Annotated in this window: 22 protein-coding genes and 4 tRNA genes; 6 read left to right on the forward strand and 20 right to left on the reverse strand. The window is 62.4% G+C overall.

The window, feature by feature from the left end; genetic code table 11:
- Positions 1-35 precede the first annotated feature (35 nt).
- Both rpsI and rplM read right to left on the reverse strand, forming a co-directional pair.
- Positions 36-530: a 30S ribosomal protein S9 gene (gene rpsI, locus OU02_RS01925; protein WP_026643535.1), complete on the reverse strand. Its 495-nt coding sequence runs from the start codon at positions 528-530 to the stop codon at positions 36-38.
- A 20-nt stretch (positions 531-550) separates the two neighbouring features.
- Positions 551-1,000, reverse strand: coding sequence for a 50S ribosomal protein L13 (gene rplM, locus OU02_RS01930; protein ID WP_022858206.1), 450 nt, complete (start codon positions 998-1,000; stop codon positions 551-553).
- A 433-nt stretch (positions 1,001-1,433) separates the two neighbouring features.
- Between rplM and OU02_RS08020 the strand changes: the two genes are divergently transcribed.
- Both OU02_RS08020 and OU02_RS01940 read left to right on the forward strand, forming a co-directional pair.
- Positions 1,434-3,242: a DUF262 domain-containing protein gene (locus OU02_RS08020; RefSeq protein WP_051918147.1), complete on the forward strand. Its 1,809-nt coding sequence runs from the start codon at positions 1,434-1,436 to the stop codon at positions 3,240-3,242.
- A 153-nt stretch (positions 3,243-3,395) separates the two neighbouring features.
- Complete coding sequence (locus OU02_RS01940) at positions 3,396-3,815, forward strand: hypothetical protein (protein WP_033488466.1); 420 nt, start codon at positions 3,396-3,398, stop codon at positions 3,813-3,815.
- Positions 3,816-4,193: 378 nt separating this feature from the next.
- On the opposite strand, the gene malQ is transcribed toward OU02_RS01940, so the two are convergent.
- The 5 genes from malQ to OU02_RS01965 form a co-directional block, all read right to left on the reverse strand.
- Positions 4,194-6,362: a 4-alpha-glucanotransferase gene (gene malQ / locus OU02_RS01945; protein WP_033488467.1), complete on the reverse strand. Its 2,169-nt coding sequence runs from the start codon at positions 6,360-6,362 to the stop codon at positions 4,194-4,196.
- Between the two features lie 90 nt (positions 6,363-6,452).
- The gene (locus OU02_RS01950; RefSeq protein WP_051918146.1) at positions 6,453-7,076 is read right to left on the reverse strand and encodes a hypothetical protein; all 624 of its coding nucleotides are present in this window, start codon (positions 7,074-7,076) and stop codon (positions 6,453-6,455) included.
- Between the two features lie 114 nt (positions 7,077-7,190).
- Entirely contained in the window at positions 7,191-7,829 is a 639-nt protein-coding gene (locus OU02_RS01955; RefSeq protein ID WP_033488468.1) for an IMPACT family protein, read from the reverse strand.
- A gap of 3 nt (positions 7,830-7,832) precedes the next feature.
- Positions 7,833-8,855 (reverse strand): D-2-hydroxyacid dehydrogenase family protein, encoded by a 1,023-nt coding sequence (locus tag OU02_RS01960; RefSeq protein WP_033488469.1) that lies wholly within the window; start codon positions 8,853-8,855, stop codon positions 7,833-7,835.
- Positions 8,856-9,541: 686 nt separating this feature from the next.
- Positions 9,542-9,628 (reverse strand) — tRNA-Ser (locus tag OU02_RS01965).
- 234 nt (positions 9,629-9,862) lie between these two features.
- On the opposite strand from OU02_RS01965, the gene dinB reads away from it, so the two are divergent.
- Positions 9,863-11,134 (forward strand): DNA polymerase IV, encoded by a 1,272-nt coding sequence (dinB, locus tag OU02_RS01970; RefSeq protein WP_033488470.1) that lies wholly within the window; start codon positions 9,863-9,865, stop codon positions 11,132-11,134.
- Here dinB and dapC read toward each other — a convergent pair.
- The 11 genes from dapC to OU02_RS02020 all read right to left on the reverse strand — a co-directional run bounded on the left by dapC (position 11,129) and on the right by OU02_RS02020 (position 19,300).
- Complete coding sequence (gene dapC, locus OU02_RS01975; RefSeq protein ID WP_033488471.1) at positions 11,129-12,289, reverse strand: succinyldiaminopimelate transaminase; 1,161 nt, start codon at positions 12,287-12,289, stop codon at positions 11,129-11,131. The genes dinB and dapC overlap by 6 nt on opposite strands.
- A gap of 480 nt (positions 12,290-12,769) precedes the next feature.
- Entirely contained in the window at positions 12,770-13,093 is a 324-nt protein-coding gene (gene fdxA, locus OU02_RS01980) for a ferredoxin (RefSeq protein ID WP_022858915.1), read from the reverse strand.
- 68 nt (positions 13,094-13,161) lie between these two features.
- Positions 13,162-14,715 carry an amino acid permease gene (locus tag OU02_RS01985; RefSeq protein WP_033488472.1) on the reverse strand — a complete coding sequence of 518 codons (1,554 nt, stop codon included), beginning with the start codon at positions 14,713-14,715 and terminating at the stop codon, positions 13,162-13,164.
- Between the two features lie 174 nt (positions 14,716-14,889).
- Entirely contained in the window at positions 14,890-16,140 is a 1,251-nt protein-coding gene (locus tag OU02_RS01990) for an FAD-binding protein (protein WP_033488473.1), read from the reverse strand.
- Between the two features lie 61 nt (positions 16,141-16,201).
- Positions 16,202-16,372 (reverse strand): 50S ribosomal protein L33, encoded by a 171-nt coding sequence (rpmG, locus tag OU02_RS08470; RefSeq protein WP_022858912.1) that lies wholly within the window; start codon positions 16,370-16,372, stop codon positions 16,202-16,204.
- Positions 16,373-16,419: 47 nt separating this feature from the next.
- Positions 16,420-16,493 (reverse strand) — tRNA-Met (locus OU02_RS01995).
- Between the two features lie 4 nt (positions 16,494-16,497).
- Positions 16,498-16,569: transfer RNA gene (locus OU02_RS02000), tRNA-Thr, on the reverse strand.
- Between the two features lies 1 nt (position 16,570).
- Positions 16,571-16,652 (reverse strand) — tRNA-Tyr (locus OU02_RS02005).
- 189 nt (positions 16,653-16,841) lie between these two features.
- Complete coding sequence (gene groES, locus OU02_RS02010; protein ID WP_022858911.1) at positions 16,842-17,135, reverse strand: co-chaperone GroES; 294 nt, start codon at positions 17,133-17,135, stop codon at positions 16,842-16,844.
- 221 nt (positions 17,136-17,356) lie between these two features.
- Entirely contained in the window at positions 17,357-18,388 is a 1,032-nt protein-coding gene (locus OU02_RS02015) for a hypothetical protein (RefSeq protein WP_422574302.1), read from the reverse strand.
- A 228-nt stretch (positions 18,389-18,616) separates the two neighbouring features.
- Positions 18,617-19,300: a GNAT family N-acetyltransferase gene (locus OU02_RS02020; protein ID WP_033488475.1), complete on the reverse strand. Its 684-nt coding sequence runs from the start codon at positions 19,298-19,300 to the stop codon at positions 18,617-18,619.
- A gap of 82 nt (positions 19,301-19,382) precedes the next feature.
- On the opposite strand from OU02_RS02020, the gene OU02_RS02025 reads away from it, so the two are divergent.
- The 3 genes from OU02_RS02025 (at position 19,383) to OU02_RS02035 (ending at position 21,195) form a co-directional block, all read left to right on the forward strand.
- Entirely contained in the window at positions 19,383-20,027 is a 645-nt protein-coding gene (locus tag OU02_RS02025; RefSeq protein WP_033488476.1) for a 5-formyltetrahydrofolate cyclo-ligase, read from the forward strand.
- A 133-nt stretch (positions 20,028-20,160) separates the two neighbouring features.
- Positions 20,161-20,349, forward strand: a complete 189-nt coding sequence (locus OU02_RS02030; protein WP_033488477.1) for an FmdB family zinc ribbon protein — start codon at positions 20,161-20,163, stop codon at positions 20,347-20,349.
- A 177-nt stretch (positions 20,350-20,526) separates the two neighbouring features.
- Positions 20,527-21,195 (forward strand): SAF domain-containing protein, encoded by a 669-nt coding sequence (locus OU02_RS02035; protein WP_160248844.1) that lies wholly within the window; start codon positions 20,527-20,529, stop codon positions 21,193-21,195.
- A gap of 57 nt (positions 21,196-21,252) precedes the next feature.
- Here OU02_RS02035 and OU02_RS02040 read toward each other — a convergent pair whose 3' ends face one another.
- Positions 21,253-21,483 carry a hypothetical protein gene (locus tag OU02_RS02040; protein WP_033488478.1) on the reverse strand — a complete coding sequence of 77 codons (231 nt, stop codon included), beginning with the start codon at positions 21,481-21,483 and terminating at the stop codon, positions 21,253-21,255.
- On the reverse strand, positions 21,480-25,103 hold the full coding sequence (locus OU02_RS02045) for a helicase (protein ID WP_033488479.1): 3,624 nt from the start codon (positions 25,101-25,103) through the stop codon (positions 21,480-21,482). Before OU02_RS02045 ends, OU02_RS02040 begins: the two co-directional genes overlap by 4 nt.
- Positions 25,104-25,112 lie beyond the last annotated feature (9 nt).

Raw genomic sequence — 25,112 nt, forward strand, 5'->3', positions numbered from 1 at the left:
GATGGGGAGCCTTTCGTAACGCTGTTGATTCGAAATCAACGCTTCGAGAACTGCGGCGCACGGCGAGCCTTGTGCAGACCGGCCTTCTTGCGCTCCACGACGCGGGCATCGCGGGTCAGGAAGCCAGCCTTCTTCAGGGTCGCGCGGTTGGCATCGCGGTCGATCGCGTTCAGCGCGCGGGCAACGCCCAGGCGGATTGCGCCGGCCTGGCCGGTGGTGCCGCCACCGTCGACGAGCACGACGACGTCGAACTTGCCTTCGAGCTTGAGCAGCACGATCGGCGAGTTGACTTCACGCTGCTGGAGCTTCGACGGGAAGTACTCCTCGAGCGTACGGCCGTTGATCGTCCACTTGCCGGTACCCGGGATCAGGCGCACACGGGCGACGGCTTCCTTACGACGGCCGGTGCCGTAGCCCGGAGCGATCGTGGAGGTGCCGGTGCCTGCACCGGAGTTGGTCTCGGTGGTGAAAGCGGCGGTGTTCTCAGCCTCGGTTTCCTGAACCGGGGAGTTGTTGGTGTTCTCAGCCATGGTATCTATCTCCTAACGGTTCACTTTGCCTGCTGCGAGACCTGTTCGATCTCGAAGACCTGCGGCTGCTGGGCGGTGTGCGGGTGCTCCGCACCTGCGAAGACGCGCAGGCGGGTCAGCTGGACCTTGGCGAGCTTGTTCTTCGGCAGCATGCCCTTGACTGCGTGCATGATGATGCGCTCAGGCTTGTTCTTGAGCAGCTCGGCGTAGCTGTCGCGACGCAGACCGCCGGGACGGCCGGAGTGGGAGTAGAGCTCCTTGTCCATCTTGTCACCAGTCAGTGCAATCTTATCGGCATTGATGATGATCACGTAGTTGCCGGAGTCGGCGTGAGGAGCGAAGGTCGGCTTGTTCTTGCCGCGCAGCAGGTTGGCTGCGGCAACGGAGAGGCGGCCGAGCACAACGTCGGTGGCGTCAATGATGTACCAGTCATGAGTCAGGTCAGCTGGTTTCGGTGTGAAAGTTTTCACGATATACCTTTTCCACTATTGTGTTCCGGATCTTCACCCAGATGGCGTGGTCAGCGCACATCCGCGTTCCGATCTCATTACCGTGGGCTCCCTGAAAGTCCTTATGGCGAGTGGGAAAGCGCTTTGAAGGACCCCGTAGGGAAACACAACAATCTACTAGTATATCGACTGGCTTGACAACGGGAGCGTGCGTAACACGCCGTGCGTCATGATGATGTGATGAAGGGCTTTGCGGCAGGCTGTAGCGGAAAAATCGAGATCCTGAGTGATCATAGAAGGCAAAGTGCATATAGGATGCATTGAAGAGGTCACCATGAAGATTGACGCAAATAGCCAAGCGCTGTCGAAGATTCTGACGATGGAAAGCCGAGAGTTCTACCACATTCCAACCTACCAGCGTTCGTATTCATGGAAAAACGAGTAGATCGACCAGTTGTTCTCCGACATCAATGATGAATCCGCAGGATACTACGTGGGGAACATTCTCGTCACGAAACACGAATCACAAGATGAGCCGAGTTCCACGGTGTACGAGGTCATTGATGGGCAGCAGCGCTTGACAACACTGTCGTTGTTCCTGCTGGCCATCTGGCAGATCACCTCCTCGCTCAAAGGAACATTGCCTTCGGGATTGGAAGACGATTACGTCTCGCAGATGTACAGCGACATCGGACGACGTCTGATGATCAACCGCGATCCTGCGTCGCCCCGAATGCAGCTACTTGAAGACGATGCAAAGATCTATCAGGAGCTCATCCGGGCAGTGTGCGAGAAGGATGAGCCACAGGTCAAGAAGAACCGCATATTCGTACGCCGCTACAATCACATCGTCGAGCTTTTCGAGGATTGGCGCAGCGACATCGGGGCATTGTACGCGTTCTACGACAAGCTCATCAACGTTCTGGTCCTGCAAATCGAGGCGGCCAGCATCGGTGACGCGTTCAGCATCTTCTCGTCTCTGAACTCCAAGGGATTACCACTAACACTCGTGGATCTGCTGAAAAGTGAGTTCCTTGGCATGGGCGAAGGCACCGACAATCAGCAACAGTCAAAGTTGCAACGGCAGTGGGAGATGCTCGACCAGACATTCACCATTGATGGCAATGGTAGCGATGTGGACACAAAGGCCTTCACACAGTTCTTCCTCAACAATTACGATGCGTTCGAAAGCACGATCAAGAGCTCCGTCACCAAGGGCAAGGCGCTCAACCTGTATCAGGATGTCATCAAGAAAAAGACCCGTCTGGCTCGCTTGGGTAATGCGGATACCTATCTTAATGAAATCATCAAGCGAGCCAGAATATACGTCAACATCATCGGGCTTTCGCATCTCCGCATCAACGATCCTCTATTGGAAGATCCCACCATTCAGCAACTGCTCACGAACCTCCAGCAATTGGAATCTACTCAGGCATACCCGCTGCTGCTCTTCCTGTTCGTCGATGCAGAACGATTGGGATTGGACGTTATGAAGATGCGCACCATCCTCCGCACTTTCGTTTCGTTCTACGTGCGACGCAATATCACCGAAGTACCCAAATCTTCGAATATCCGCGCCATGCTCATTAATCTGATCCGCGAAATCAGTGCAGACAACCTGCGCGGTGACATCATTGTCAACCGCATCGTGCATGAGCTGAAGGCGAAGGGCAAGAACAATGAGGACTTTGGCAAAGAGATACTGCAACGTCCCCTGTATGACCAGACACCGAAAACGACGCGATTCGTGCTCATTGATCTGGAACATGCTCTTGAAGAAGTCAATAACGCGTCGCTTTCCACGAAGGAACGGCCAATCGATCTCAATAATGTGCTTGAAAACGGCAAACCCCGCTGGTCAATCGAACATATCTTGCCGCAAGGTTCACTCCCTGACTATTGGCAGCAGATGATTGCACCGGAGCATCCGGAAGAAGCCGAAGACCTTCAGAAGGAATACACGCACCGCATCGGCAATCTAACGCTCACCGCCTACAACGAGAACATGCACCAGAAGCCATTCGCGGACCCCGAGCATCCGGCGACCCAGGAAGACACGCATTACAATCTGTCGAAACGCGACTACAAAGACAACGGCGAGTACGTGGGTATGCGCAGCCAGCTGCAGATCAATACCAGCATTCCGCGGCCCGGCGAGCGCATCGAAGACAAAATATCGTGGACGATCGACGACATCAAGCGGCGTTCCGAATGGTTCCGCGACGAGATGCTGAAACGCTACCAGTTCCCTGACATCGACTGAACCATGTAGCGTCTCATTCCATGTGCCCTTGCATGCGATGCAAGGGCACATGTGTTTGTATTCATGGATCCCAGCACTCTCCCAGCACGATCCCGATCCGATCGCGGAGTGCTTGCCTAGACTTGTTGGGGCATCAACAACCAATGGAGAAGCATGGACGGCAGACTTGATGAGCGCATGTTTGGGGCGATCATTCGCTCCATGCTGGATATTGCGCGCAACAGCGAAAACCACACGTGGTTCCTTGAAAAAGAAGACTTCACATCGGGCGAGTTCACCGCCAACGATTGGCAGCGCTTTCTCGGTGACGTGGCATGGATGGCCTCCCAGCACCCTGCATTGCACATCGAGTCGGTCATCGAGGTGCCGGCGCCCGATTGGCGGGATGCCGATGATTATGCGGCCGCCTTCTACGGCAATTTTCTACATCTTTTCGATGAAAAGCCAAATGAGCTGTCAGACATCGAAGCATCACCTTACACACCTTGGTGGTCGCAAAAGCACCGGCATGCACCATTTTTCCTGACTCTGCCCTTCCCACTGACGCTCATCTGCATTCGCAAGCGTCCTTGATGGCTGGCTGTGACTACCCATCGATCACTTACAGCCATATTTCCGCACTGCAATGGATTCCTCTGGCTATGTACCAGCTACCTACAACCATCTGAGCCCTCTCCCACGGCTGTACGTAGCTACCCATCAGGGGCACTAGCCGTTGGGCGCACTAGCTGTCTCAAATCCCATAGTGGAACAGATATTTGAGACAGATAGGCATGATAACTGTCTGAAATCCCGTGGCAGAAAAGGTATTTGAGACAACTAGGCCTGAATACTTGTCCGAAACCCCTTGTGGCAGCCATACCAGCACATAACGGCCATATACTCAGATCCGCAACGAAAGGCCCGACGCGTGTGCGCCGGGCCTTGCATAATCGAGGAATACCGCGGAAATCAGCTGTTCATGATCTTTGTGATGCGCTGCAGCAGGTCACCCTGGAACAGGTCTTCGAGCATCACGGCATCGCCGTTCGCGTCGGCGAGCGGGATGCGCCAGTTCGGGTACTCGTTGTCGGTGCCCGGCTGGTTCTGCGCGCGCTTCTCGCCAACGGCGTCCACAATCGACGCAGCGAGCAGCTTGCACGGCGAGCCCTTGAGGCCGCGGTACAGCGCTTCGATGATCTCGGTCTCGTGCGCGACTTCGTCTTCGAGCAGCGAAGCATCCAGATATCCCTGATCCACAAGCATCTGCAGCATCGCGTTGTGCTCGGCGCGGGCGCTCGCCTCGAACGCCTCCGAGCCCTCTTCGAGCAGGCCAAGGCGTTCGCGGATCTTCACATGCTCGTACTCGAGGTAGCCGGCCGCCGGCGGAAGGTCGTGCGTGTTGACGGACGCGAGCGCATACGGGCGCCAGTGCTTCGGCGGGGTGAACACGCCGTCCATCTGCTCGAACCATTCCACGGCGCAGCCGAGGATGCCGTGGTCGGAAAGCGACTTCTGCACGTAATCCGGCACAACACCCAGATCCTCACCGACCACGATGCCGCCGACGCGGCTCGCTTCGATCGCGAGGATGCCGAGCATCACGTTGTGGTCGTAGTACACGTAGGTGCCGTCGACCGCTGTATGGCCTTCCGGGATCCACCACAGGCGGAACAGGCCCAGGATGTGGTCGATGCGCACGGCGCCGGCGCAGTCGAACATGCCGCGCACCATCTCGCGATACGACAAGTAGCCGGTGTTCTTGAGCGCGAGCGGGCTGAGCGGGGGCTGGCTCCAGTTCTGACCCTGCTGGTTGAACATGTCCGGCGGTGCGCCCACGGTGGCGCCCTTGGCGAAGCGCTCCGGGTTCCACCACACTTCGGAACCGAGCGGGTGCACACCCACGGCCATGTCGGACATGATGCCAATCTTCATGCCGACGGTGCGGGCCGCTTCCTGCGCCAAGTGCAACTGCTGGGTGGCGGTCCATTCGAGCCAACGGTAGAACTCGAGCTCATCGGCGTGCTTCTCGCGCAGGTCGATGACCTCCGGGGATTCCTTCGTCATCGTGCGAATCCAGTTGTCCGGCTTGTCTTCCGGCGCGCCCCACAGCTCATAGCACAGGCACCATGTGGCGTAGGCCTCGAGGTCTTCGCCGCAGCGCGCCTTGTACTCGTCGAACTCGCGCTGGCGTTCCTGGCCCAGTCCGGCGTCGAAGATCGTGCGCAGGGCCGGCTTCTTCTCGAGCCACATCGCGTCACGGTCGATGAGCTGCGGGTCGTTGTTGAACATCTCCACATTGGCGTGCTCGGCCTTGATCTTGGCCTTGGCCTCGCCATCGAGCATGTTGTATTCCGGAATGTCCTCCGGACGGATGTACGTGAAGTTCACGAAGCGGCGCGACACCGGCAGGTACGGCGACGGCGTCAACGGCACCACGGGCTCGGCCGCGTGCAGCGGGTTCACGAGCAGGAAATCGGCGTCGGTGTAGCGCTTGCCGTCGGTGAGCAGCGTGCGCAGGTCGGAATAGTCGCCCACGCCCCACGAGTCGGCCGAACGGATTGAGTACAGCTGGGCCATCCAACCCCACAGCGACCCGTCCTTCATCGGGTCGAGCATCTCGATGCGCTCCGGCGCGCTGATCAGCGTGGCGTTCTCGGTGTGGTCGCCGCTTTCCACGTGCAGCGTGTGGTAGCCCACCGGCAGGTCCGCCGGCAGCACCAGGTCGGATTCGGCGACGAACTTGCCGTCGATCTCACGCACCTTGGCTTCGGGCATCGGGTTGAGCTGCAGCTCGCCCTCGAAGGGCTCGCCGTTCTCCAGGATCAGCGTGATCTGCGCGGGTTCGGTGATACCCGTGCGCAGCGTCACATGCGTCTCCTTGCCCACCGTGTGCAGCACGGTCGGGTCCACAAGACGCAGGTTCTGCTCATGGGTGATGGTGGTGATCGCCTGCTCGATCGCCTCCGGGGTGGTTGCGTCGATTCCAAGGGCCCCGAGGATCGCAATGAGCGTTTCATCGGAAATCTCGTGGAAGTCTCGCGACAATCCAGTGTAACTAGTTGCAACGCCCATCATGGACGCCAGACGCATGAGCGGGCGTGCGAGGCGTTCGGGGCTTTCTTCCATGTGCTCTGCCATAAGACCTTAGTGTAAGGCACTCCACCCCAGCAAAACACCCATACCTTGCGTTTTCAACACACTTTTGTCACGAAATCCGGCAATCGCGCGTCATTCACCCGCCGCAAGACGCCGTTGGGCCGCGTGCACCACCTCGGCACTCGCGTCTTCGCTCAGCCTGCGCACAGTCTCTTCCGAAGCGTTGGGATTGAGCGCCGCCGACCGCCGCACCATCGACGACAGCACGGCCGGGGCGTCCGGTTCGAGATCGGCGCCAAGGCGCGAAAGGAAATCGAGCGTCTGTGCGTCCACCTGGGGATTCTGCGCGCCTTCCATGCGCATCTTCCACGAGGTCTGCTTGTTGCGCAGCGCCTCGTCGCGCACGCTGGCGTCACTGTCTTTCGTGAGGCGCCCCACGAGCCAGTTCTTCGCATCGGTGTTCGCCGCCACTGCACGACGCACGTCCACCGCCTCGTCCACGGACAGTTTGACGAGCACGTTCGGGAACGGCATCGTCTGCGCCAAAAACACGCGGTCTTCGACCGGCGTGTGCTGATTGCCCGCCACAGCTTCGAGCAGTGCGGTGGCGCGCGAGAACGCCGCCTGGTCGGCGCGGTCCGGCAGCGGCCGACGCGCGAACTCGTGCAGCTCCGCCTCGTCTGTGGAATGCCGCAGACGCTCGTACGTCTCGGTGAGCGTGGTGTGTTCGGCCTGCGTGTTCTGCTCGCTGCTCATGCCTGACCTTTCGCTTGTTCGCGGGATTGGCGCACGTTGCGCCGCGCACTGTGCGTTGCCATCTTACTCGTGCACCGGGCCCACTCCGGCACCGGGCTCATTCCGGCACCGGGCTCATTCCGGCACCGGGCGCGCGACCTGCCCGAGCGGCTCGGGCACCACGCCCGCATTGAACGCCTCGCGCACGCGGTTTTCGAATGTCTCGCAGTTGGACTGCGGAATCGTCGCGACAATCTCCACGCGGTCGGTGAACTGCGCGTCGGTCTGCTCGCCCTCGCAATGCGCGAGCAACTGCTGGAACTGCCCCAGCTGCGCGTAGTCGAGCCGCACACGGAACTGCCGGCACGGCACAATGCGCGCCAGTCGCGCGGCTTTGACGGCGATGGACGCGCCGGTGGAATACGCGCGCGTCAAGCCGCCCGAACCGAGCAGGATACCGCCGAAATACCGCGTGACCGCCACGACGCAGTCGGTCAGGTCGTTCGCGCGCAGCACATCGAGGATCGGTTTGCCCGCAGTGCCCGACGGCTCGCCATCGTCGCTCATGCGTTCCATCACGCGGCCGGAATCGTCGGTCACGATCGCCGCATACGCCACATGGCGCGCCTTCGGGTGCGCCTCGCGAATCGATTCGACGAACGTGAGCGCATCGGCGAGCGCGTCGACATGGCATGCGTCGCTGATGAACTCGGATTTCTTCTCTACGAACGAATCATGCGCTGGGGCGTCTGCGGTGTTGAGGATTGTGCGCATGGCCTACTTCCCCGCGTTCCATGCCACACCGGGCGTGACGGCGTTGTAGTCGCCGCCCGTGAAGTACGAGGCGATCGATTCGACGCACTGCCGCGTGAGATTGCGGTTCGCGCCGTCCGAACGCCATGCCACATGCGGTGTGAGCACCAGGTTGGGCATGGAACGCAGCGGGCTGTCCGCGGGCAGCGGCTCGGTGTCGAAGACGTCGAGGCCGGCCGGGATGTCACCACGGGCGAGGCGCCGTTCGAGCGCACCGGGTGCGATCACTTCGGCGCGGGCGGTGTTGATGAAGATCGTGCCGGGGCGCATTGCATCGAGGTGTTCAGAGGTAATCATGCCGCGCGTCTCGTCGGTGAGTGGCATGTGCACGCTCACCACGTCGGCACCGGCGAACAGCTCGGTCAGTGTGGGCACCGGCGCCACGTGGTGCGTCTCGAAGCGCGCAGGGTCGCCGCGGCCGGAATCCCACGCCGTCACATGCATGCCGAAACCGTTCGCGATGCGCGCCACCGTGCCGCCGATGCCGCCAAGGCCGACAATCGCGAGCGTGCGCCCGTTGAGGTCGAGCCCGGGAGCGCCGTCCCAGCTGCCTGCGCGCAGTTGCCGGTCGAGCGCACCGACGCGGCGCGTGATTTCGAGCATGAGCGCGAAGGCGAATTCTGCCACGGCGGCGTCGCCATAGTGACGCACGTTGCACACGCGCACGCCGAGTTGGGCGGCGAGGTCGAGGTTCACATAGCTCGCCACGCCCGTGCCGCCGAACGCGAGCACGCGCACGTGGCTGGCGAGGCCGGTGAGCATGGCGTCGCTGATGTGCACATTGATGACGATGACCGCCTGCGCGCCGGCGCAGCGCTCCACGAATTCGTGCGCGTCGAAGGTGTGGTCAGTGTGCATGCGAACGCGCGCGATGCCGTCAAGCAGGGGGAGCGATTCACGCAGCGGCTCGACCATGTCGTCGAAGACGCTGGGGATCACCACGAGCGGCAGATCGGTGCGGTCTCGTTGGGTTTCGATGAGGGTCATGGTTCCACTGTAGCGAGCTCCTGATACGGAGCAAGTGTGGGAGATTGTGTGCAGGCGTGGCGCGCGGGGCGGTGATGCGAGCCTGGTATACGGGTGTGTTGTGTGGATATTGTCGGGATGTGGCCCGCGCGGTTGCCGGCATGCGGGCAGATGGGTAGACTTGGTGCCGAGGCAGCGGACAAAGGCGTACCGCGGCCTTACATACTTACGCCTCGTGCCTATCCTTCGATTTCGGGGCGTTCGTATGTTTGTGGTTTGGTTGGTTTGCCCTGTTTGCCCCGATCCCCCGCGGTACGGCGCGTACCCAGCTATGCGCCCACCAGGGCCAATGCGGCATCCACCCAAGCTGTATGGCCCTTCCCACCTGTGCATCCCTGACGAAAGTCATATTCTGCGCCGCTGAGCATGACAACCCTCTGTAATTGTCCGAAAAAACGGTGCAACAACGATTTTTAAGACAGATACACCCTGCAACTGTCCGAAAAAACGGTGTAGCAACGATTTTTGCGACAGATAGGACCGTTAACCCTGCTGAAAGGCGTGCACTCATCTCACCTCTATGAAGAGTGCATATGGGCAGCGGGCACTTATTTGTGGAAATTGGCCACACTACTCGGTTGGCCTTGCGACGGTAGGCGCCTCGGCATGAAAAAAGGGTTTTGCGAACACGCGCAAAACCCTAGTTGCGGAGTCAGAGGGATTCGAACCCTCGAGCCGCTAACGCGACTAACACCTTAGCAGGGTGCCCCTTTCGGCCGCTCAGGCATGGCTCCACGCTGCTCAAAGAGCAACAGCAATTGAGTATAGCAGCCTTCACCGACCAATACAACACGCGTGTCACGCACCTATATAGCAGTACGCACCACGTGCCACATACCACGCCTCGCACTACCCACCATGCCACCACTTCACTACCTCACCACCCCGCTATCCTGTCTCGCCACCACCGCCACACACCACCACACCCCAGCTTCCATTCGAACAAATGTTCAGGTACCATGACACCTATGAGCAACGCACCACGGAACGCTGCCGCGAATCGTGACTGGGGGCACGACGAACGCGGCTGCACGATGCTGCACATCGACATGGACGCGTTCTTCGCCTCACTCGAAATCGCGCGTCACCCCGAAATCGCCGGCAAACCGGTCATCATCGGCACCGGTCCGCGCGCGGTCGTCTCCGCCGCGAACTACGAGGCGCGCAAATACGGCATCAATTCGGCCATGGCGGCCGCCCGCGCGCGCCAACTGTGCCCCAATGGCGTGTTCCTACCGGTGGACGGCGCCTACTACCGCCAAGTCTCACACCAGATCTTCACCGAGATCTTCAGCCAGGTCACCGACATGATCGAACAGGTCTCGGTGGACGAATGCTACATGGACGTCTCCGGCGCACTATTGCGCTGGGATTCCCCCACGCGCATCGGCGCATGGTTGCGCGAACAAGTGGCCGCGCGATTCCACATCACCTGCTCGGTGGGCGTGGCATGCAACAAACTCGTGGCGAAAATGGCGTCCACGAACGCCAAACCGAACGGCATGCTGCTCATCCCCGCAAGCCAACACGCCGCCTTTGTACAGATGATGCCACTGCGCGCCATTCCGGGCATCGGCCCTGCGCTCGAACGCCGTCTGCACACGTGGGGCGTCGAATCCGTGCGGCAGCTCGCCGCGCTCACACCCGCCGACCTCGAGCGCATCACCGGCTCACGCGCCCAGGCCGTGCACTTGTACAACACGGCGCGCGGCGTGGACGAGCGGCCGGTCGTGCCGGTCTCACCGGAGAAATCCATCGGGTCGGAACACACCTTTGCGCACGACGTGACAAGCGCACGCGAAACACTCAGCCTGCTGCACCACTGCTGCGACATCGTGGCGAGCAGTCTGCGCACACGCGGACTGATGGCGCGCACCGTGACGGTGAAACTGCGCTTCCCCGACCTGCGGTACATGACGCGTTCGCTGACGATCGAACAGCCCACCGACACGGCGAGCGCCCTCTACCCCGTGTGCGAGCAGCTGTTGCGCGGCATGATGGGCGTGGCGCCGGGTGCCGCGTTCACGCGTTTGGCGTCGCCGATCCGTCTGGCGGGTATGTCGGTGAGTGGCCTGAGCGAGCGCGAGCGCACGGTGATCCAGCCGACGCTCGACGACCTGCTCGAAGAGCAGGCATCACCCGAGCGCACCACCGCCGCACAGCGCATGCGTGGCGCCGAGCAGGCGCTCGACGCCGTGCGCGGCAAATTCGGCAAGGACAGCGCGCGGCTGGGGTTATAGCACGGCACGCAGGCGTTCGGCCGCACGCATGATCTGCGCGTCGCTCGCGGTGGCGGAAAAACGCAGGTATTGCGGCGCGCCGTAGAATTCGCCCGGGCTGGGCACAATGCCCAAGTCCGCGAGGCGGCCCATGTCCTGCCAGCAGTCGGCGCCAAGCGCGCGCACCCAGATGTAGAGCGCGCCTTGGGGCATATGCGCGTCGTAGCCGTAGGCGCGCAAGGCCTCGACGAGCGTGTTGAGGCGGCTGTAATACCGGTTATGCTGCTCGCGCGCGGCGGCCATGTCGCGCAGGCCGGCCGCCATCGCCGCCTGCACGGGGCCGGGCACAATCAGACCGATCTGTTTGCGCATCTCGGTCATGGCGCGCACCAGGCTGTGGTCGCCGGCGATGCATGCGGTACGGTAGCCGGCCATGTTCGACTGTTTGCTCAGCGAATACAGCACAAGCACGCCGTAGGCGTCACCGCCGCAGACGTCCGCACGCAGGGCGCACGGTGACGATTCGATGGAGGCTTCACGGTTTTCAGGCGCGTCGTTGGCTTCGTTCCAGGCCATGAGCGCATAGCATTCGTCGGAGAGCACGACGGCGCCGATCTCGCGCGCCGCCTCGACAATGCGGCGCATGCCTGCGGCGTCGATGACCTGCCCGGTGGGGTTGCAAGGCGAGTTGACCCAGACGGCTTTCACGCCGTCGAGATGCGCCCACGAATCGACGTCGGCCACATCGGCCACCTTCTGCACGCGGGCGCCGGCGATCTGCGTGCCGATTTCGTAGGTGGGGTACGATGCCGCGGGCTGCACCACCACGTCGCCTTCGCCCATATGCAGCAACGACGCCATGAGGGCCACAGCTTCCTTGGAGCCGACGGTCGGCACCACGTCGGCGCCAATGGCCTCGAGCTCCACATCGCGGCATGTGCGGAACCATTCGTACAGGGCGGCGCGCAGGTCGGGGGTGCCTGCTGTGGCCGGGTACCCGTAGGCGTTGGTGCTGTTGGCGGCCTCGGCGAGCGCACTGCGCACGGATTGCGGCACGGGGTCGGCCGGAGACCCGATCGACAGGTCAACCATGCCGCCGGGGTGGTTGCGTGCGGCGTTCTTGTATTGCGCCACGCGCGACCAGTCATACGGCGAGGAGTAGCTGTGGAATCCCATTCACGCTCCTTTGTTCAAAGATTTGAGCCGCGCTTGCGGTGTTGCGCAGGTGCGGTGCGGTTGTGCTGCTGACGATTATGGTTCCCGTCATTGACCGATGCGGCAGGCTCGCAAGACCCAAGCCGCCCCGAAAACCATGGTGCTGGATTGTATTTCGGCTGAGGAGGAGCATTTTCCGGCCAAGGGGCAAGTATCAAACAAGTATTCATGGCGCCATCTCAAGGTTGATAGTGGGGTGCCGCAAGAAAAATGCTCCTCCCCAGCCAAGATACGTGCTCGCTACAGCCCAGAATGGCGCAATCCGTTGAATTGCCAGCCCCGACAAGAGCCTGATCGGAGGCCTGATGGGTGAAAAAGGGCATATGCCACGCAGATATCATCCCCTGTTGCCGTACGCCATTGAACCGGCATGATACAAGTTCGCCCCTGCCTCCCACACAGGGAAGCAGGGGCGAACTTTGCGATGTGCGTCGGATGCGCTCACGCGACGTTCTGCGGGGGCAGCTCGGCCACGCGCTCGGGGTCCTTGCCGATCGGACCGGCCGCCTGGGCGCCACCCAAGTCGCCGACTTCGGCGAAGAAGTTCACGGCGGCGTCTTTGTACCACTCCCACTCCGGGGGCAGGTCGTCTTCATAGAAGATCGCCTCGGTGGGGCAGACCGGTTCGCATGCACCGCAGTCCACGCACTCGTTCGGGTTGATGTAGAGCGAACGGAGCCCTTCGTAAATGCAGTCGACGGGGCATTCGTCTACGCATGCCTTGTCTTTGACATCCACGCAGGGTTGCGCAATCACATAGGCCATGGTGTCCTCCTTGCAAAATCGTCTACCAGACTACCGCCGATTGGCGTCCGGCGCCAGCGCGCCACGGCTCAGTCCCGGCGTGTCTTTGTTTCGCCCAGCTGTTTGAGGCGTTCCTCCTTGTCGAACCGCTCGAGCTCGGCGTCGAGTTCGCCGGTCCCCAGGCGCGCATGGTTGTAGCTGTAGGCGAAGTACACAATGAATCCCAGCACAAGCCACACGAGGAAGCGGATCCAGGTGAGCACGGTCAGGTTGAGCATGAGCCACAGGTTCGCCGCGGCCACGATGAGCGGCACCCACGGGTTGCCAGGGATCTTGAAGGTGCGCGGCAGGTCCGGGCGCTTCTTGCGCATGATCGGGATCGCGAGCGCCACAAGCGTGAACGCCGAAAGCGTGCCGATATTGACCATATCGGAGAGCACGCTGATGTCGAAACACGCGGCCACGAGCGCCACTACCACACCCACCACAATCTGCAATGTGGCCGGCGTGCCGTGGGCGCCCGTCTTCGACATGGCGCGCGGCAGCAGGCCGTCGCGGCTCATGGCGAACACGACGCGTGTGAGGCCAAGCAGCAGCACCATGACCACGGTGGCCAGGCCGAGCACAATCGCGAAGCTGATGATCTTGGCTGCCCAGTCGGCGCCCACGAGTTCGAACGCGGTGGCGAGCGAGGGGCTATCCACGCTCGCGAGCTGCTTGTAGGAGACCATGCCGGTGGTCACGACGGCCACGAGCACGTACATGACGATCACGAGGAGCATGCCCACGCCAATGCCGAGCGGCACGTTGCGCTTGGGGTTCTTGGTCTCTTCCGAAGCGGTGGCCACCACGTCGAACCCGATGAACGCGAAGAAGACGAGCGCCGCGCCCGAGATGACGCCGCTCCAGCCGTAGATCGTGGGTTTCATGTGCGTCATCCACTGCCACAGCGGCTGCGTCATGCTGCCGCCGAGCTCGCCGTGCTGCACGTGGTTCGCCGGTTCGCTCGGCGGCACGAACGGCGTGTAGTTCGCCGACTTGATGTAGAAGAACCCGACGACCACGACGAAGAGCACGATGCCGATCTTGAGGATCGTCATGGCGCCGTCCACGCGCGCGCCGATCTTGGTGCCGAACACGAGCAGTACGGTGAAGAACCCGACGATGATGATCGGCGCGATGTCGATGTGGAAGGCGCCGAAGCTGAGGTTCGTGTTCCAGCCAAGGCCCATGAGCCGCATGAAGTCGTTGAGGTACACGCCCCAGTATTTCGAGATGACCGATCCGGCCATGAGCATTTCGAGGATGAGGTCCCATCCGATGATCCACGCCATGATCTCGCCGATGGTGGCGTAGGTGAAGGTGTAGGCGGATCCGGCGACCGGCATGATCGACGCGAATTCCGCGTAGCACATGACGGCCGCGCCGCACACCACGCCAGCGATGATGAAGCTGACGATGACGGCGGGGCCCGCGTGGAAGGCGGCCGCTTCGGCGCCGACCGAGAAGATGCCGGCGCCCACTGCCACGGCCACCCCCATGACGGCCAGATCCCACCAGCCTAGATTGCGTTTGAGTGCGTGACCTGTTTCATTGGTTTCCGCGATGGTCTGTTCCACGGATTTGGTTCTGAATATCTGCACGTTTGTGCCTTTTCCCTGCTTGACAATGCATGTTCGTTATCTTCCACCGGCGTTGTTCAAGCTTTTGGCATACCTATGAAAAAGGCGGCGCCGGATATGTTGCATATCTTACGGCGCCGCCGGAATCCTGTTCACTTTCAGCTGGAAACCATCATGTGCGCGATTGGTGTCAGGTCAGTCGATCTGTGTGCCGACGAGCACGGGTTCGGGGATGAGCGTCACATCGTACTGCCGCTGCACACCTTCGCGAATGGTGTCGGCGAGCTTGACGATGTCGGCGCATGTGGCTCCGCCACGGTTCGTGATGCTAAGCGTGTGCAGGTCGGACAGTGCGGCCGGGGCGTCGTCACTGACGCGGTAGCCCTTGTGGAAGCCGGCGTGGTCGATGAGCCATGCGGCGGAGAGTTTGACGCCGGTGGATCCGTCGGGCAATGTGGCCGGGTATTTCGGCGCGTCGTCCGGCAGACGGTCGGAGATCGACTGGCTGACGATCGGGTTCATGAAGAAACTGCCGCAGCTGTGGCGGTTCACGTCTTCGTTCTGGCCGGTCACCGCCATCATCTGCTCGTCCACCACGTCCGCCGGCGTGTCATGCGTGTTGATGAACCGCTGTTGCGCCTCGATCGCGCGCTCGATCTGGTCTTCGCGTTTGCACGCCTGCATGACGGGCAGACGGTAGCGTGTGGCGTCCTCGAGCATCCCCTTGCCGGCGCGCACGCCGAGCACGGCGCTGCGGATCTTGCCGATCGGCATGCGGTCGCCCAGATTCACCTGGAGCGCGGACGCGAGCTGCGCATAGTTGACGGTGCCTTCCTCGGTGTGCGTGAGCGCGAACGTCACCGAAAGCACGATGTAGCGCGGCGAGGGGTAGAATTCGTCGTTCGGCACGCCGGGCGCCTTGTACATGCTGGTCTTGAGCAGGCTCGAGCGATACCCGAACTGCATCTCCACATTGGTCAGCGTCTTGGTCTGCTTGTCTTCGCGGTCCCACACTTCCACGGATTCCACCGAAGTGGCGACCTCCTGGCCGTACGCGCCGATGTTCTGCACAACGCTCGCGCCCACCGTGCCCGGAATGCCGGAAAGCCCCTCGATACCTTCGAGCCCGCGATCGACGCAGAAGTCCACCAGATCGTCCCAGTTGCAGCCCGCTTCGGCGGTCACGTGCACGGTGCGGTCGTCGCTTTCCACCGGGGCCGCCTCGTCGGGCACAGTGATCAGGCGACGCGCGTCGCGCAGCACGAGACCATGGAAGTCGGCGTCAGAGGCGAGCAGATTGGATCCGCCACCGATCACGCACACGGGAATACCATGGGAGTCGGCGTGTTCCACCTCTTCGATGACGCTGACGCGGGTTGTGGGTTCTACGAAATGATCGATATTGCCACCAACTGCAATAGTGGTGAGTTCAGCAAATGTTGTCATATTGCCCACAGTAACAAAAAACCCGACCGTGTGGTCGGGTTCTGAAATAAGCTTAGTGAGCTCAGCGAGTCTCGCGGTGAAGGGTCTGCTTGCCGCAACGCGGGCAGAACTTCTTCAGTTCGAGACGATCCGGAGTGTTACGACGGTTCTTGGTCGTAATGTAGTTACGCTCTTTGCACTCGGTGCATGCCAGCGTGATGCCCGGACGAATGTCGGCGCTCTTGCTTGCCATTGGATTCACCTCTTGTGTTAGTTCGTTGGCCGGTCCCCCGACCTTAGTAGCGAGAAAGAGACTCGAACTCTTGACCTTACGATTATGAGTCGTACGCTCTAGCCAGCTGAGCTATCCCGCCAGAGAGCCTCGAGTGAGAATCGGACTCACGACCTCTTCCTTACCAAGGAAGTGCTCTACCACTGAGCTATCGAGGCGTGGCGGATAGTGGATTCGAACCACTGAAGCACGAAGCGACTGATTTACAGTCAGTTCCCTTTGACCGCTTGGGAAATCCGCCATCGTTTTCGGTTGATACCTCAACCGGCAACTTGGCTAGTATGCCACGAACCGCTAACTTTTGGCAAGTGTCGGCGTGTCGCACCCTGCCAAGCACCTGAAAACCCTGATATTGCAACAAAAAGGTGGGGCGCACCGGTCTGTTCCGGCACGCCCCACCTGCCACGACAATACGGTCACGTGAGCCTGATCAGGCAAGCACCGCCAGCACGTCGCGCGCGGCGACGATCAGGTAGTCCTCACCCTGGTAGTGCACCTCGGTGCCGCCGTACTTGGAGTACAGGATCTTATCGCCAACCTGCACGTCCATCGGGATGCGCTCACCCTTCTCGTCGCGGCGGCCCGGGCCGACGGCCAGGACTTCGCCCTGCTGCGGCTTCTCCTTGGCGTTGTCCGGGATGTACAGACCGGATGCGGTCTGGGTCTCGGCCTCCGCCTGCTTCACGATGATCTTGTCTTCCAGTGGCTTCAATGGGAACGACACAGCGAACCTCTTTCCATTCGGTAATCGAATCATGCCCGCTCGGGAACGGTGCCGCAAGCGGCTGACGAAACACCTGCCTCACTGTTCCTTTGCGCTAGTTGCCTATCCTAGCGCGGTTTCTAGCACTCTGCCAACTTGAGTGCTAACGCTTTGAGAGAAAACCCAGTGATGGCAACAAAAAACCAGCCGTTTCCGGCTGGTTTTCGACGTGTTGCGGCAGGTCACCCATTGCGGCGCGCCAGGATCGTCTCCAAGCTCGACCCGAGCGAGTCGGACGTCTCGTCCGGCGCCTCCACCGTGGCCGCGGCCTCGGTCGCGTGGAACGCGACCGAATCGTTCACGGCAGCGCGGTTCGGCTGGGCGGCGGCAGGCGCATCGCCGGCACCCTGCCGCTCGGCTTTCGCGGCCGGTTCCTCCGTTTCGCTCGCAGCGGCCGTTTCCGCGGCATCGGGTTCAACGTCACGCGGCGTGGCCTTCGCCACCTGCCGCGTGGACTTGATCTCGAGGCTCAGCGCGTCGTCTTGCTCAATCTCCACGCCATTGCGCGGCGAGCCGAGCGAGAACGAGATGAGATCCTGATTGACCGCCATGTCGAACGCGTCGACGGCGGAAGCCGGCGAGACGCGCGACAGTTCGTTCGTTTCGTCAAGTGGATACGCCGTGTCATGGTCGCGCACCACGAGCTGTGCGTGCATCCGGTGATCCTCAGACACCACTGCGGGCTGTTCAGCGGATTTCGCCGCGGCCTGCTGCGCTGCCTGCGCCTTGGACTGCGCTGCCTGCTCTGCCTGACGGCGTGCGAGCGCTTCCTGCTGCTCGATGCGTCCCTGATGCAGCGCACGGCGAATCTCGCGCTGTTCAAGCACGTCGGTACGCGCGTCTTCCGCGCGAGGCGCGGCATGCGCGGCCGCTTGAGCCGCCGCCTGCTGCGCACGCTGTTTGGCGGCGCGCTTGGCCGCGGCCGCCGTCTTGCGGTTGCGCTCACGCTCCTTGGCCGCCATCTTGGCCTCCCACGCGCGCGCCTGCTTCGACGCGCGCACACCGAGCGCGCACACCACGGCGCACAACGCGGCCGGGATCAGCGCATACAGTGGGCTGAAATGCAGTGCGATGGCCAGCGCGAACACCACGATCGCGGCGGCGAGCAGTCCCCCGGCGAGCCAGCGGCGGCGGCGCGCGGCGGCGCGACGAAGCCCGCGCACTTGCGCAATATAGGCACGGTTCTTCTCGCGTTCCGTCTGTGTCGCTGGCATTATCGCCCCTTTCGCCTGCGGTGTGTGCACATCGGAGAATCGGGTGCCGCTCTCCTCACTCACCAAGTGTAGCGAAGAAGAATACCGGTCCGACCGATGTTTGACCACCTGTTTCATGCCGTTGACAGTCCGTTTGGGCAACCACACCGCCATGATGATGCCGATAATCACCAAAACAACTATTGTGCTTAGTGATTCGTACTCCATAATCTTCAAGAATAAATGAATTTAGGACAACTTGTGCGGCTTTTCGCTGGGCGTGTCGAACAGCAGGCGGTGCACGAACCCTTGCGGCGCGTCTTCTGCGAGCAGGCTGTATGATTCATGGTCGCGCCAGATGCCATTGATATACATGTACCGTTTCTTCACACCTTCGTACCGCGCGCCCACTTTGCGCACCACCGCGCGCGACCGCTCGTTCTCGGGCACCAGGTCGATTTCCATGCGGTGCAGGCGTGGGCCGGTGGGCATCTGCAGCGCCCAGTCGCACACCATGGCCACGGCGAGCGGCGTCAGGCCGCGCCCGGCATACCGTTCGTCGATCCAATAACCGATGATGCCGGTGCGCATCGCGCCGCGGAATATGGCCCCGAGTGAAATCTGCCCGATGATCGCGCCGTCGAGCACCATGACGAACACGATCGCGTCGCCATTGCGTTCGTCGCGGCGCTGCATCGCGATCCACTGCGGGAAGGTGACGGGACGGTGGCGCATCGGGTCGTTCGATTCCCACGGCTCAAGCCAGTCGGTGTTGCGCATGCGCACGTCGTCCCACTCCTGCTCGTCGCGCACGGTCATCGTGCGCAGCACAAGCGGCGGCGCCCCGGCCGGCGCATGGAGCTCGAGCGGGGTCCTCAGGCTGTTTTCGGTGGGGCGGTGCAACGCCGCACGCAATGATTCCAATACAGACACGGTTCCCATTCTCGCACGGCGCACCCGCACGCGCGGGGCGGCGGCACGGATTTGCGCGCAAGGCATGTGGTAGAACGGCATCATGGCACACGACGGGCAGGCGCGCGACGACACCGACGAGACGACGCGCGCGATCATGGAACACAAGCAGGCGGCGCGCAAGCAGGCCTATGCGCGGCGACGCGCACATGCGCAGTCACGCGCGCAGGCCGGCGAACAATGCGCCGCCCTGCTCGGCGCGTCGACGCTGCTCGACGGCGTGCACACCGCCGCCTGTTACGTGTCGATGGGCACCGAGATCAGCACGATGCCGCTGCTCGCGCTGTTCGCGCGGCGCGGCGTGCGCACGATGGTGCCACGGCTCGGCAGCGGCACACAGATCGGGTGGACAGCGGTGGATGCCAGCGAGCTGCGCACACTGACGCACGCGGAGAAGCCGGCGCACGGCACGCTGCGCCCCGACGAGCCGAGCGGGCCGGTACTCGGGGCCAGCGCGCTCGGCGCATGCGACCTGATCGTATTGCCGGCGTTGCGCGTCGACCGGTGCGGCGCACGGCTCGGCCGCGGCGGCGGGTGGTACGACCGCGCGCTCGCATGGCGGCGGTCGGGCGTGCCGCTTGTGGCCGTATGCTGGCCGTGGGAATTCACGAGAGAACCGGTGCCGGCGCTCGCGCACGACGTGCCGGTGAGCGCGGTGCTCACTCCGGAGCGGCTCGAGGTGCTGTAAGCGGCGCAACCGGCCAGTGGAGGCGGGCTGCGCGCGGGGCGGAATATCGGCTAGGGCAGGCCGGTATTAGGATATGACCAGTTGCATTGTCCAACGCGAACAGCGAAACGCATAGGAAAGCAGAGGAAGCAGCATGCCTGTCTACCATTACCGTTGCAAAGAGTGCGGATATGACTTCACCGAGCACCAGTCGTTTGACGATGCGCCAATCACAACATGCCCCAAGTGCGGGCATGAGACGGTGCACAAGGTGTATTCGGCCGTGCCGATCACGTTCAAAGGCAGCGGGTTCTACCGCACCGACAAAGGGGCGTCGAAGTAAGGCTGCGGCAGTCCGCCCATGAGGCGCGTCCACAGGCATGTGGATAACCGCATCAGTATCCACAATCGTGGGTCCTGCGGGGCCGATTATCCACATGCGACACGCCAACCGGGCCGTCCGACCACACCATCCGCCCGCATATGGCCCCCATATGCGCACAAGGTCATCATGGAGCACATGGTGACCTTGTTTCATATGCACGCGCGGGGCAAGCGCGAACAGAACGGTGCGCGGTTGTGGTTCGCGCGCACACCGCACGGGCGGCTCATGCAGCGGCGCGCACGCCGTCTGCTTGCCGCGGTGTGCACGGCGCTCGGCGTGCTCTGCGCGCTCGAATGTGTGCTGTCCGCCGTCGCCACGCAACCGGTCGTCGTGGCGGAGCGCGGCATCGCGCGCGGCACGATCATCACCGCGGCGGATGTGCGGCTGGAGCAACTGCCGAACCATACCGCGCTGCACGGCGCATTGCATGCCACGGGTGACGCCGTGGATGCGCTCGCCCAAGTGGATGTGAGTGCAGGTGATGTGCTGCTGCCGTCGATGGTGGGCGTGCGGCCTGTGGTATCCGAAGGGCATACGGTGATCGATGTGCGCCTTGGCGACCAACAGGAGCCCTTCCCCACCGGCACAAGCATCCAACTGGCGTCCGTGGTGGGGTGCGACAATCCGGATACCGCATTGTGCACGCTGAGCGCACAGGCGGTGGTGATGGCGGCGGCGCATCTCGATGAGGCGACCGGCATGCACGTCACGCCGGTCGCGATGCCAGCGGACGACGCGGTGCGCGTGCTCGCCGCACAGAACGAGGGGCCGATCATCGCCGTGCGGGGAAGGTCGCAGCCATGAACGCGCCCAAGCGTGCCCGTGCAGTGGCGCAGTGGCTGAAGCGCGTGTTTGCCTCGCCTATGCGCGCTCCTGAAACACGCCCCAATGCGGCGGCAGCTCGCCGAGAATGCGACGGTCGTCGTCGGCCGCCTGTTGTTCACGTGTGCGCACATCGCTTGGCTCGAGTTTCACGCCGTCCGCGTCAAAGCGTTCGGTGCCCTGCATCACCACGCGCTTGTGGCGGCGTGGTGTACGGCGCTCGGCGCTGTATGGGCGTGCGGTCCCTTTCTGCGGCTCTTCGCTTGTCATTTGTTCTCCTGATAGAGTTCGCCCAAGCGTGCCACCACGCGGTCGACCTCTTTCTCCGGGTTGACGAACGCGGCCACGCTCCAGATGGTCATGACAGACCAGCCGAGGGCTCCCATCTCCTGCTGCAGGATGCGGTGGCGTTCGCGCGTGGACTGGATGCCCATGAACTGCGCGTCGTCAGTGAACACGGCAAGCATGTACGGCTTGTCTTTCGCACCCACGACCATCGGCAGGCGCATGCCGTTGTCAAGGCCGTAATCCACGGCCACATTGAGCCCGCGCTCGCGGATGCGGTTGGCCAGGTCATCGATCAACACATTGGATGCGTCCGGATGGGGCTGCGGCTCGATCGGCTGTTCGTTGCCCAGACGCTGCGCCCACTGCAGCACGGTCTTGAGCATCTTGGAGCCCGCGTGGTGCAACCGGTCGTCTTCCAGATCGTCGGCGCCGAACGCACTCACGATGTCGATGTGGTGGTCGGCGAGCGCGAGCGCATCGAGCAGCATGCCGCGGCCGCCGTCGCTTTCCAAGGCGCCGAACTGCTGGAGCAGGCGCCCGTGCGACGTTTTCGCGTAACTCATCGAGATGATGACGTCGGTGGCATGGGCACCGGTCACGTCGGTGATGTCCACAATGCGCACATGGCGCAGGAACCGGCCCATGAACTCGTTCTTCGTGGCGAGCGACTTGAGCTCGGCGCCAAGGCGCGTGCGGAACGTCTCGGTCATGCACACGACTGTCAGGATGTAGCTGCCGGGCACAATGGTGAAGGTCTGGGCGCGGCGCGTGATCATCGCCACGATCTCGTCGATCTCCTGCTGGCTGCTTTCCACGAGTCCGCTTGCCATGACCGGCACGCCGGTGGCTTCGATCTGGTGGTAGAGCACATGGCCTTGCACGTTTTCGCGTACCACGTCGTTCGTCACCTCGCCGTAGCCCTGTTCGACGAGGAACATATTCACGCGCGGGTCTCGGCGCGTGGGGTGCGGTTGCACGGTGATGTCGGGCAGCAATTGCACCAGATCGTCGATGCTGCCGCTCGTGATCGTCTGGCGGTGCGCGAGCACGACCACTTGGCGTGCGCGGCACAGGATGCTCAACAACAGCACGGGTGGCAGATGCGCAGCGGCGTCGATGATCACCACGTCGGCGATCGGCGTGGGCTTCGTCACCGAGGCGAGAGTGGCTGGTGTGGCCATGAGCACCGGTTTCGCCGCGGCCAGGATCTCAGCGTGGTCGTGGTGGATGCGGCTGAGCGAGGCCGCGTTGGGGCCTGCGAGCACGGTGTGCAGCATGTTCGCCTCTTGCGTGCGGGCGAACAGCAGATCACACAGGCGGCGCATCGATTCCTGCATGATCATGGGGCCCACCGAGCGCACATGCTCGGTGTCCACCTGGATGAAGCGGTCGGAGGCGCTTTGCAATGCCGAACCGTCTTGGTTCGAGATGATCGCCGAGGAATGCACAATGTCGTCGAACACGGTGGTCCACCATGCGAGCCGCAGTTCGTCGCGCACCGCATCCACCGGTACGTGGCGGTTGTACAGGTCAGCGATGAGCTCGCCGAAGCCGGCGGCGTCGAGTTCACGCTCGAGGCTGCAGCGTTCGGGCAGCGTGTCGAGCGCCTTGCGGTCGTCGAACAGCGCTTTGAGGCGCTCTTCGACCACGTTGAAGTCAGCGGTCTGCAGGTCGGCGCCTTCGGGCGTGGTGGCGAGCACGGTGTCGAGCGCCGTCATGTTGCTCAGCAGGGCCTCTTGCGTGGCCACGATGTCATCGAGCTTCGGCGGCAGCACGGGCCAGCCGCCGTGCGGCACGAACAGGCGCCACTGCTTGGCCTGCTTTTCCACCACCACGAGCGCGTCATGCAGGTCTTCGACATGCGCGCCGACACGCAGCATGCTCTTCGCCTCTTTGATCTGGCGGCGGCGGTCCCAGAAGCCCATGGACTGTCCGTCGGATTTGCGCTCGGCCTTGGGTGTGGTGGCTTCGATCATCGCGTCGATGTCACGTTCGAAGATCTCGGGCTGGAACACATCGAGCACACGGCGCAGGTTCTTGAGCACCGTGACCTGCTTGATCCATTCCTGCGCGGTTGTGGGAATCGAGAAGCCACATGTCTTCACGGTCGACTCCACTTGCTCGCGCGTGGCGGGCAGCAGGTTGCGCAGCATGTCCACAACACGCTGGTAGGCGTCGATCGCCTCATCTTCCGTATACAGCGAAGCCTTGTACCATGCGGTGTCGTCGGGGCCAATCGTGTATTCGCCCAGTTCACCGGCGCGTTCGAGCTTGCTCGCCCAATCGTCGAGCGACGTGCCGATGGAGCGCGCCACCTCTTTGTCCAAACGCACATGGGTGGCCGGGTGTGTGGGCAGTTCGGAGATGTTGGCCAGGTTCTGGATGGTCTGGTAGGCAGATACGTTCCACGTCTTGTTCACACCGTGCAGGTCGCCGAGGTAGCGGGTGAGGCGCGAACGCACACCCACAAGCTCATCGGCCAGCTGGTCGAACCGCGAGGTGGCCACACCCTGCTGGTAGCCCACCGCGCTGATCAGCTGGTGGTCGATCGCGGCATTGGCGTTCTGGTCGGCCACGTCGAGCAACTGGCCGCCCAGCTCGTTCGCGCGCATCACATTGATGAACCGGCGCTTCTGGTCGGGCACACAGGGCACATACAGCACCGAGCGGCCGGCCATGATGCACCGCGAGGCGATTGCCGCAGCCTGTTCCGCCGTGTCGGTGTCTTGCGTGCCATCCACGAACACGCTGTGGCCCGCGGCCGCCATGTTGGCAGCATACCGGACGGTGTTGTCGACATCGCCCACCTCGAATTCCGAATGTGGGTCGCCGTCGAAGGGGCTGTATGGGGGCATCTGCTGATTCGCCAAGTGGTCGCGTGCCTCCGGGAATCCGGCGAGTGCATCAAGCATCGCGTTGCCGCTGGGGCCTTTGGCCAAATGGTCGATGATCATCTGGCTTTCCACGAGGATCTGCGTGGAGGGATCCATGAAGCAGCCCAGGATGATCTGCCGTTCGATCGAGAAGTCGGGGAACACATGCTGCGCCATCTGCGTGATCGCGGCGAACACGGCGGCAGTCTCCGGCGTGCCGCTCTTGTAGTTCGAGCCGTCGAAGAGCTGGCGTTCGTCCAGATGCACGCCATGTTCACGCATCACGGCCAGGAACTGCGCATTGAGGCGCACATGGCCGGTGAAGCTGATTGTGGTGTGGTGTTCCACCGGGGTGCCGTCACGTACCACTTCCACCGGGTAGAGCAGCACAGGCATGCTGTTGCCCTTCCACGTGGCCACGCCCACGACGAGCGAGAGCTCGGCCACACCACTGAAGCGTTTCTTGGCGTTCTGGTCGTCAAGCACGCGTTCTGCGCGGCGGGCGGCGGCGCGCAGCATACCGCTGTCGCGGAACAGCGAATGCAGTGGCGCGCTGCCATTGCCGAAGAGTTGCGCGATCCCAGAGGGGTGCGCGTGTGTCAGATCGAGCTTGGCAGAAAGCTGGCTCACGTCCTCCAGTGGGGACGGCACCAGGTTCGCCTTGAATTCGTCGCGCCACGCGCGCAAGGTGTTGAGGGCCTGCGGCGTTTGCGCCGTGTTATCTGTCATCGGGTTGAC

Origin of the sequence: Bifidobacterium pseudolongum subsp. pseudolongum DSM 20099, from assembly GCF_000771225.1 — a bacterium.
In the GTDB taxonomy this organism is placed as follows: domain Bacteria; phylum Actinomycetota; class Actinomycetes; order Actinomycetales; family Bifidobacteriaceae; genus Bifidobacterium; species Bifidobacterium pseudolongum.

Coding starts and splice junctions, on each gene's coding strand:
- rpsI (WP_026643535.1), bottom strand. CDS start 530: ATGGCTGAGAACACCAACAACTCCCCGGTTCAGGAAACCGAGGCTGAG.
- OU02_RS01940 (WP_033488466.1), top strand. CDS start 3,396: ATGGACGGCAGACTTGATGAGCGCATGTTTGGGGCGATCATTCGCTCC.
- malQ (WP_033488467.1), bottom strand. CDS start 6,362: ATGGCAGAGCACATGGAAGAAAGCCCCGAACGCCTCGCACGCCCGCTC.
- OU02_RS01950 (WP_051918146.1), bottom strand. CDS start 7,076: ATGAGCAGCGAGCAGAACACGCAGGCCGAACACACCACGCTCACCGAG.
- OU02_RS01955 (WP_033488468.1), bottom strand. CDS start 7,829: ATGCGCACAATCCTCAACACCGCAGACGCCCCAGCGCATGATTCGTTC.
- OU02_RS01960 (WP_033488469.1), bottom strand. CDS start 8,855: ATGACCCTCATCGAAACCCAACGAGACCGCACCGATCTGCCGCTCGTG.
- dinB (WP_033488470.1), top strand. CDS start 9,863: ATGAGCAACGCACCACGGAACGCTGCCGCGAATCGTGACTGGGGGCAC.
- dapC (WP_033488471.1), bottom strand. CDS start 12,289: ATGGGATTCCACAGCTACTCCTCGCCGTATGACTGGTCGCGCGTGGCG.
- fdxA (WP_022858915.1), bottom strand. CDS start 13,093: ATGGCCTATGTGATTGCGCAACCCTGCGTGGATGTCAAAGACAAGGCA.
- OU02_RS01990 (WP_033488473.1), bottom strand. CDS start 16,140: ATGACAACATTTGCTGAACTCACCACTATTGCAGTTGGTGGCAATATC.
- rpmG (WP_022858912.1), bottom strand. CDS start 16,372: ATGGCAAGCAAGAGCGCCGACATTCGTCCGGGCATCACGCTGGCATGC.
- OU02_RS02015 (WP_422574302.1), bottom strand. CDS start 18,388: ATGCCAGCGACACAGACGGAACGCGAGAAGAACCGTGCCTATATTGCG.
- OU02_RS02025 (WP_033488476.1), top strand. CDS start 19,383: ATGGCACACGACGGGCAGGCGCGCGACGACACCGACGAGACGACGCGC.
- OU02_RS02030 (WP_033488477.1), top strand. CDS start 20,161: ATGCCTGTCTACCATTACCGTTGCAAAGAGTGCGGATATGACTTCACC.
- OU02_RS02035 (WP_160248844.1), top strand. CDS start 20,527: ATGGTGACCTTGTTTCATATGCACGCGCGGGGCAAGCGCGAACAGAAC.
- OU02_RS02040 (WP_033488478.1), bottom strand. CDS start 21,483: ATGACAAGCGAAGAGCCGCAGAAAGGGACCGCACGCCCATACAGCGCC.
- OU02_RS02045 (WP_033488479.1), bottom strand. CDS start 25,103: ATGACAGATAACACGGCGCAAACGCCGCAGGCCCTCAACACCTTGCGC.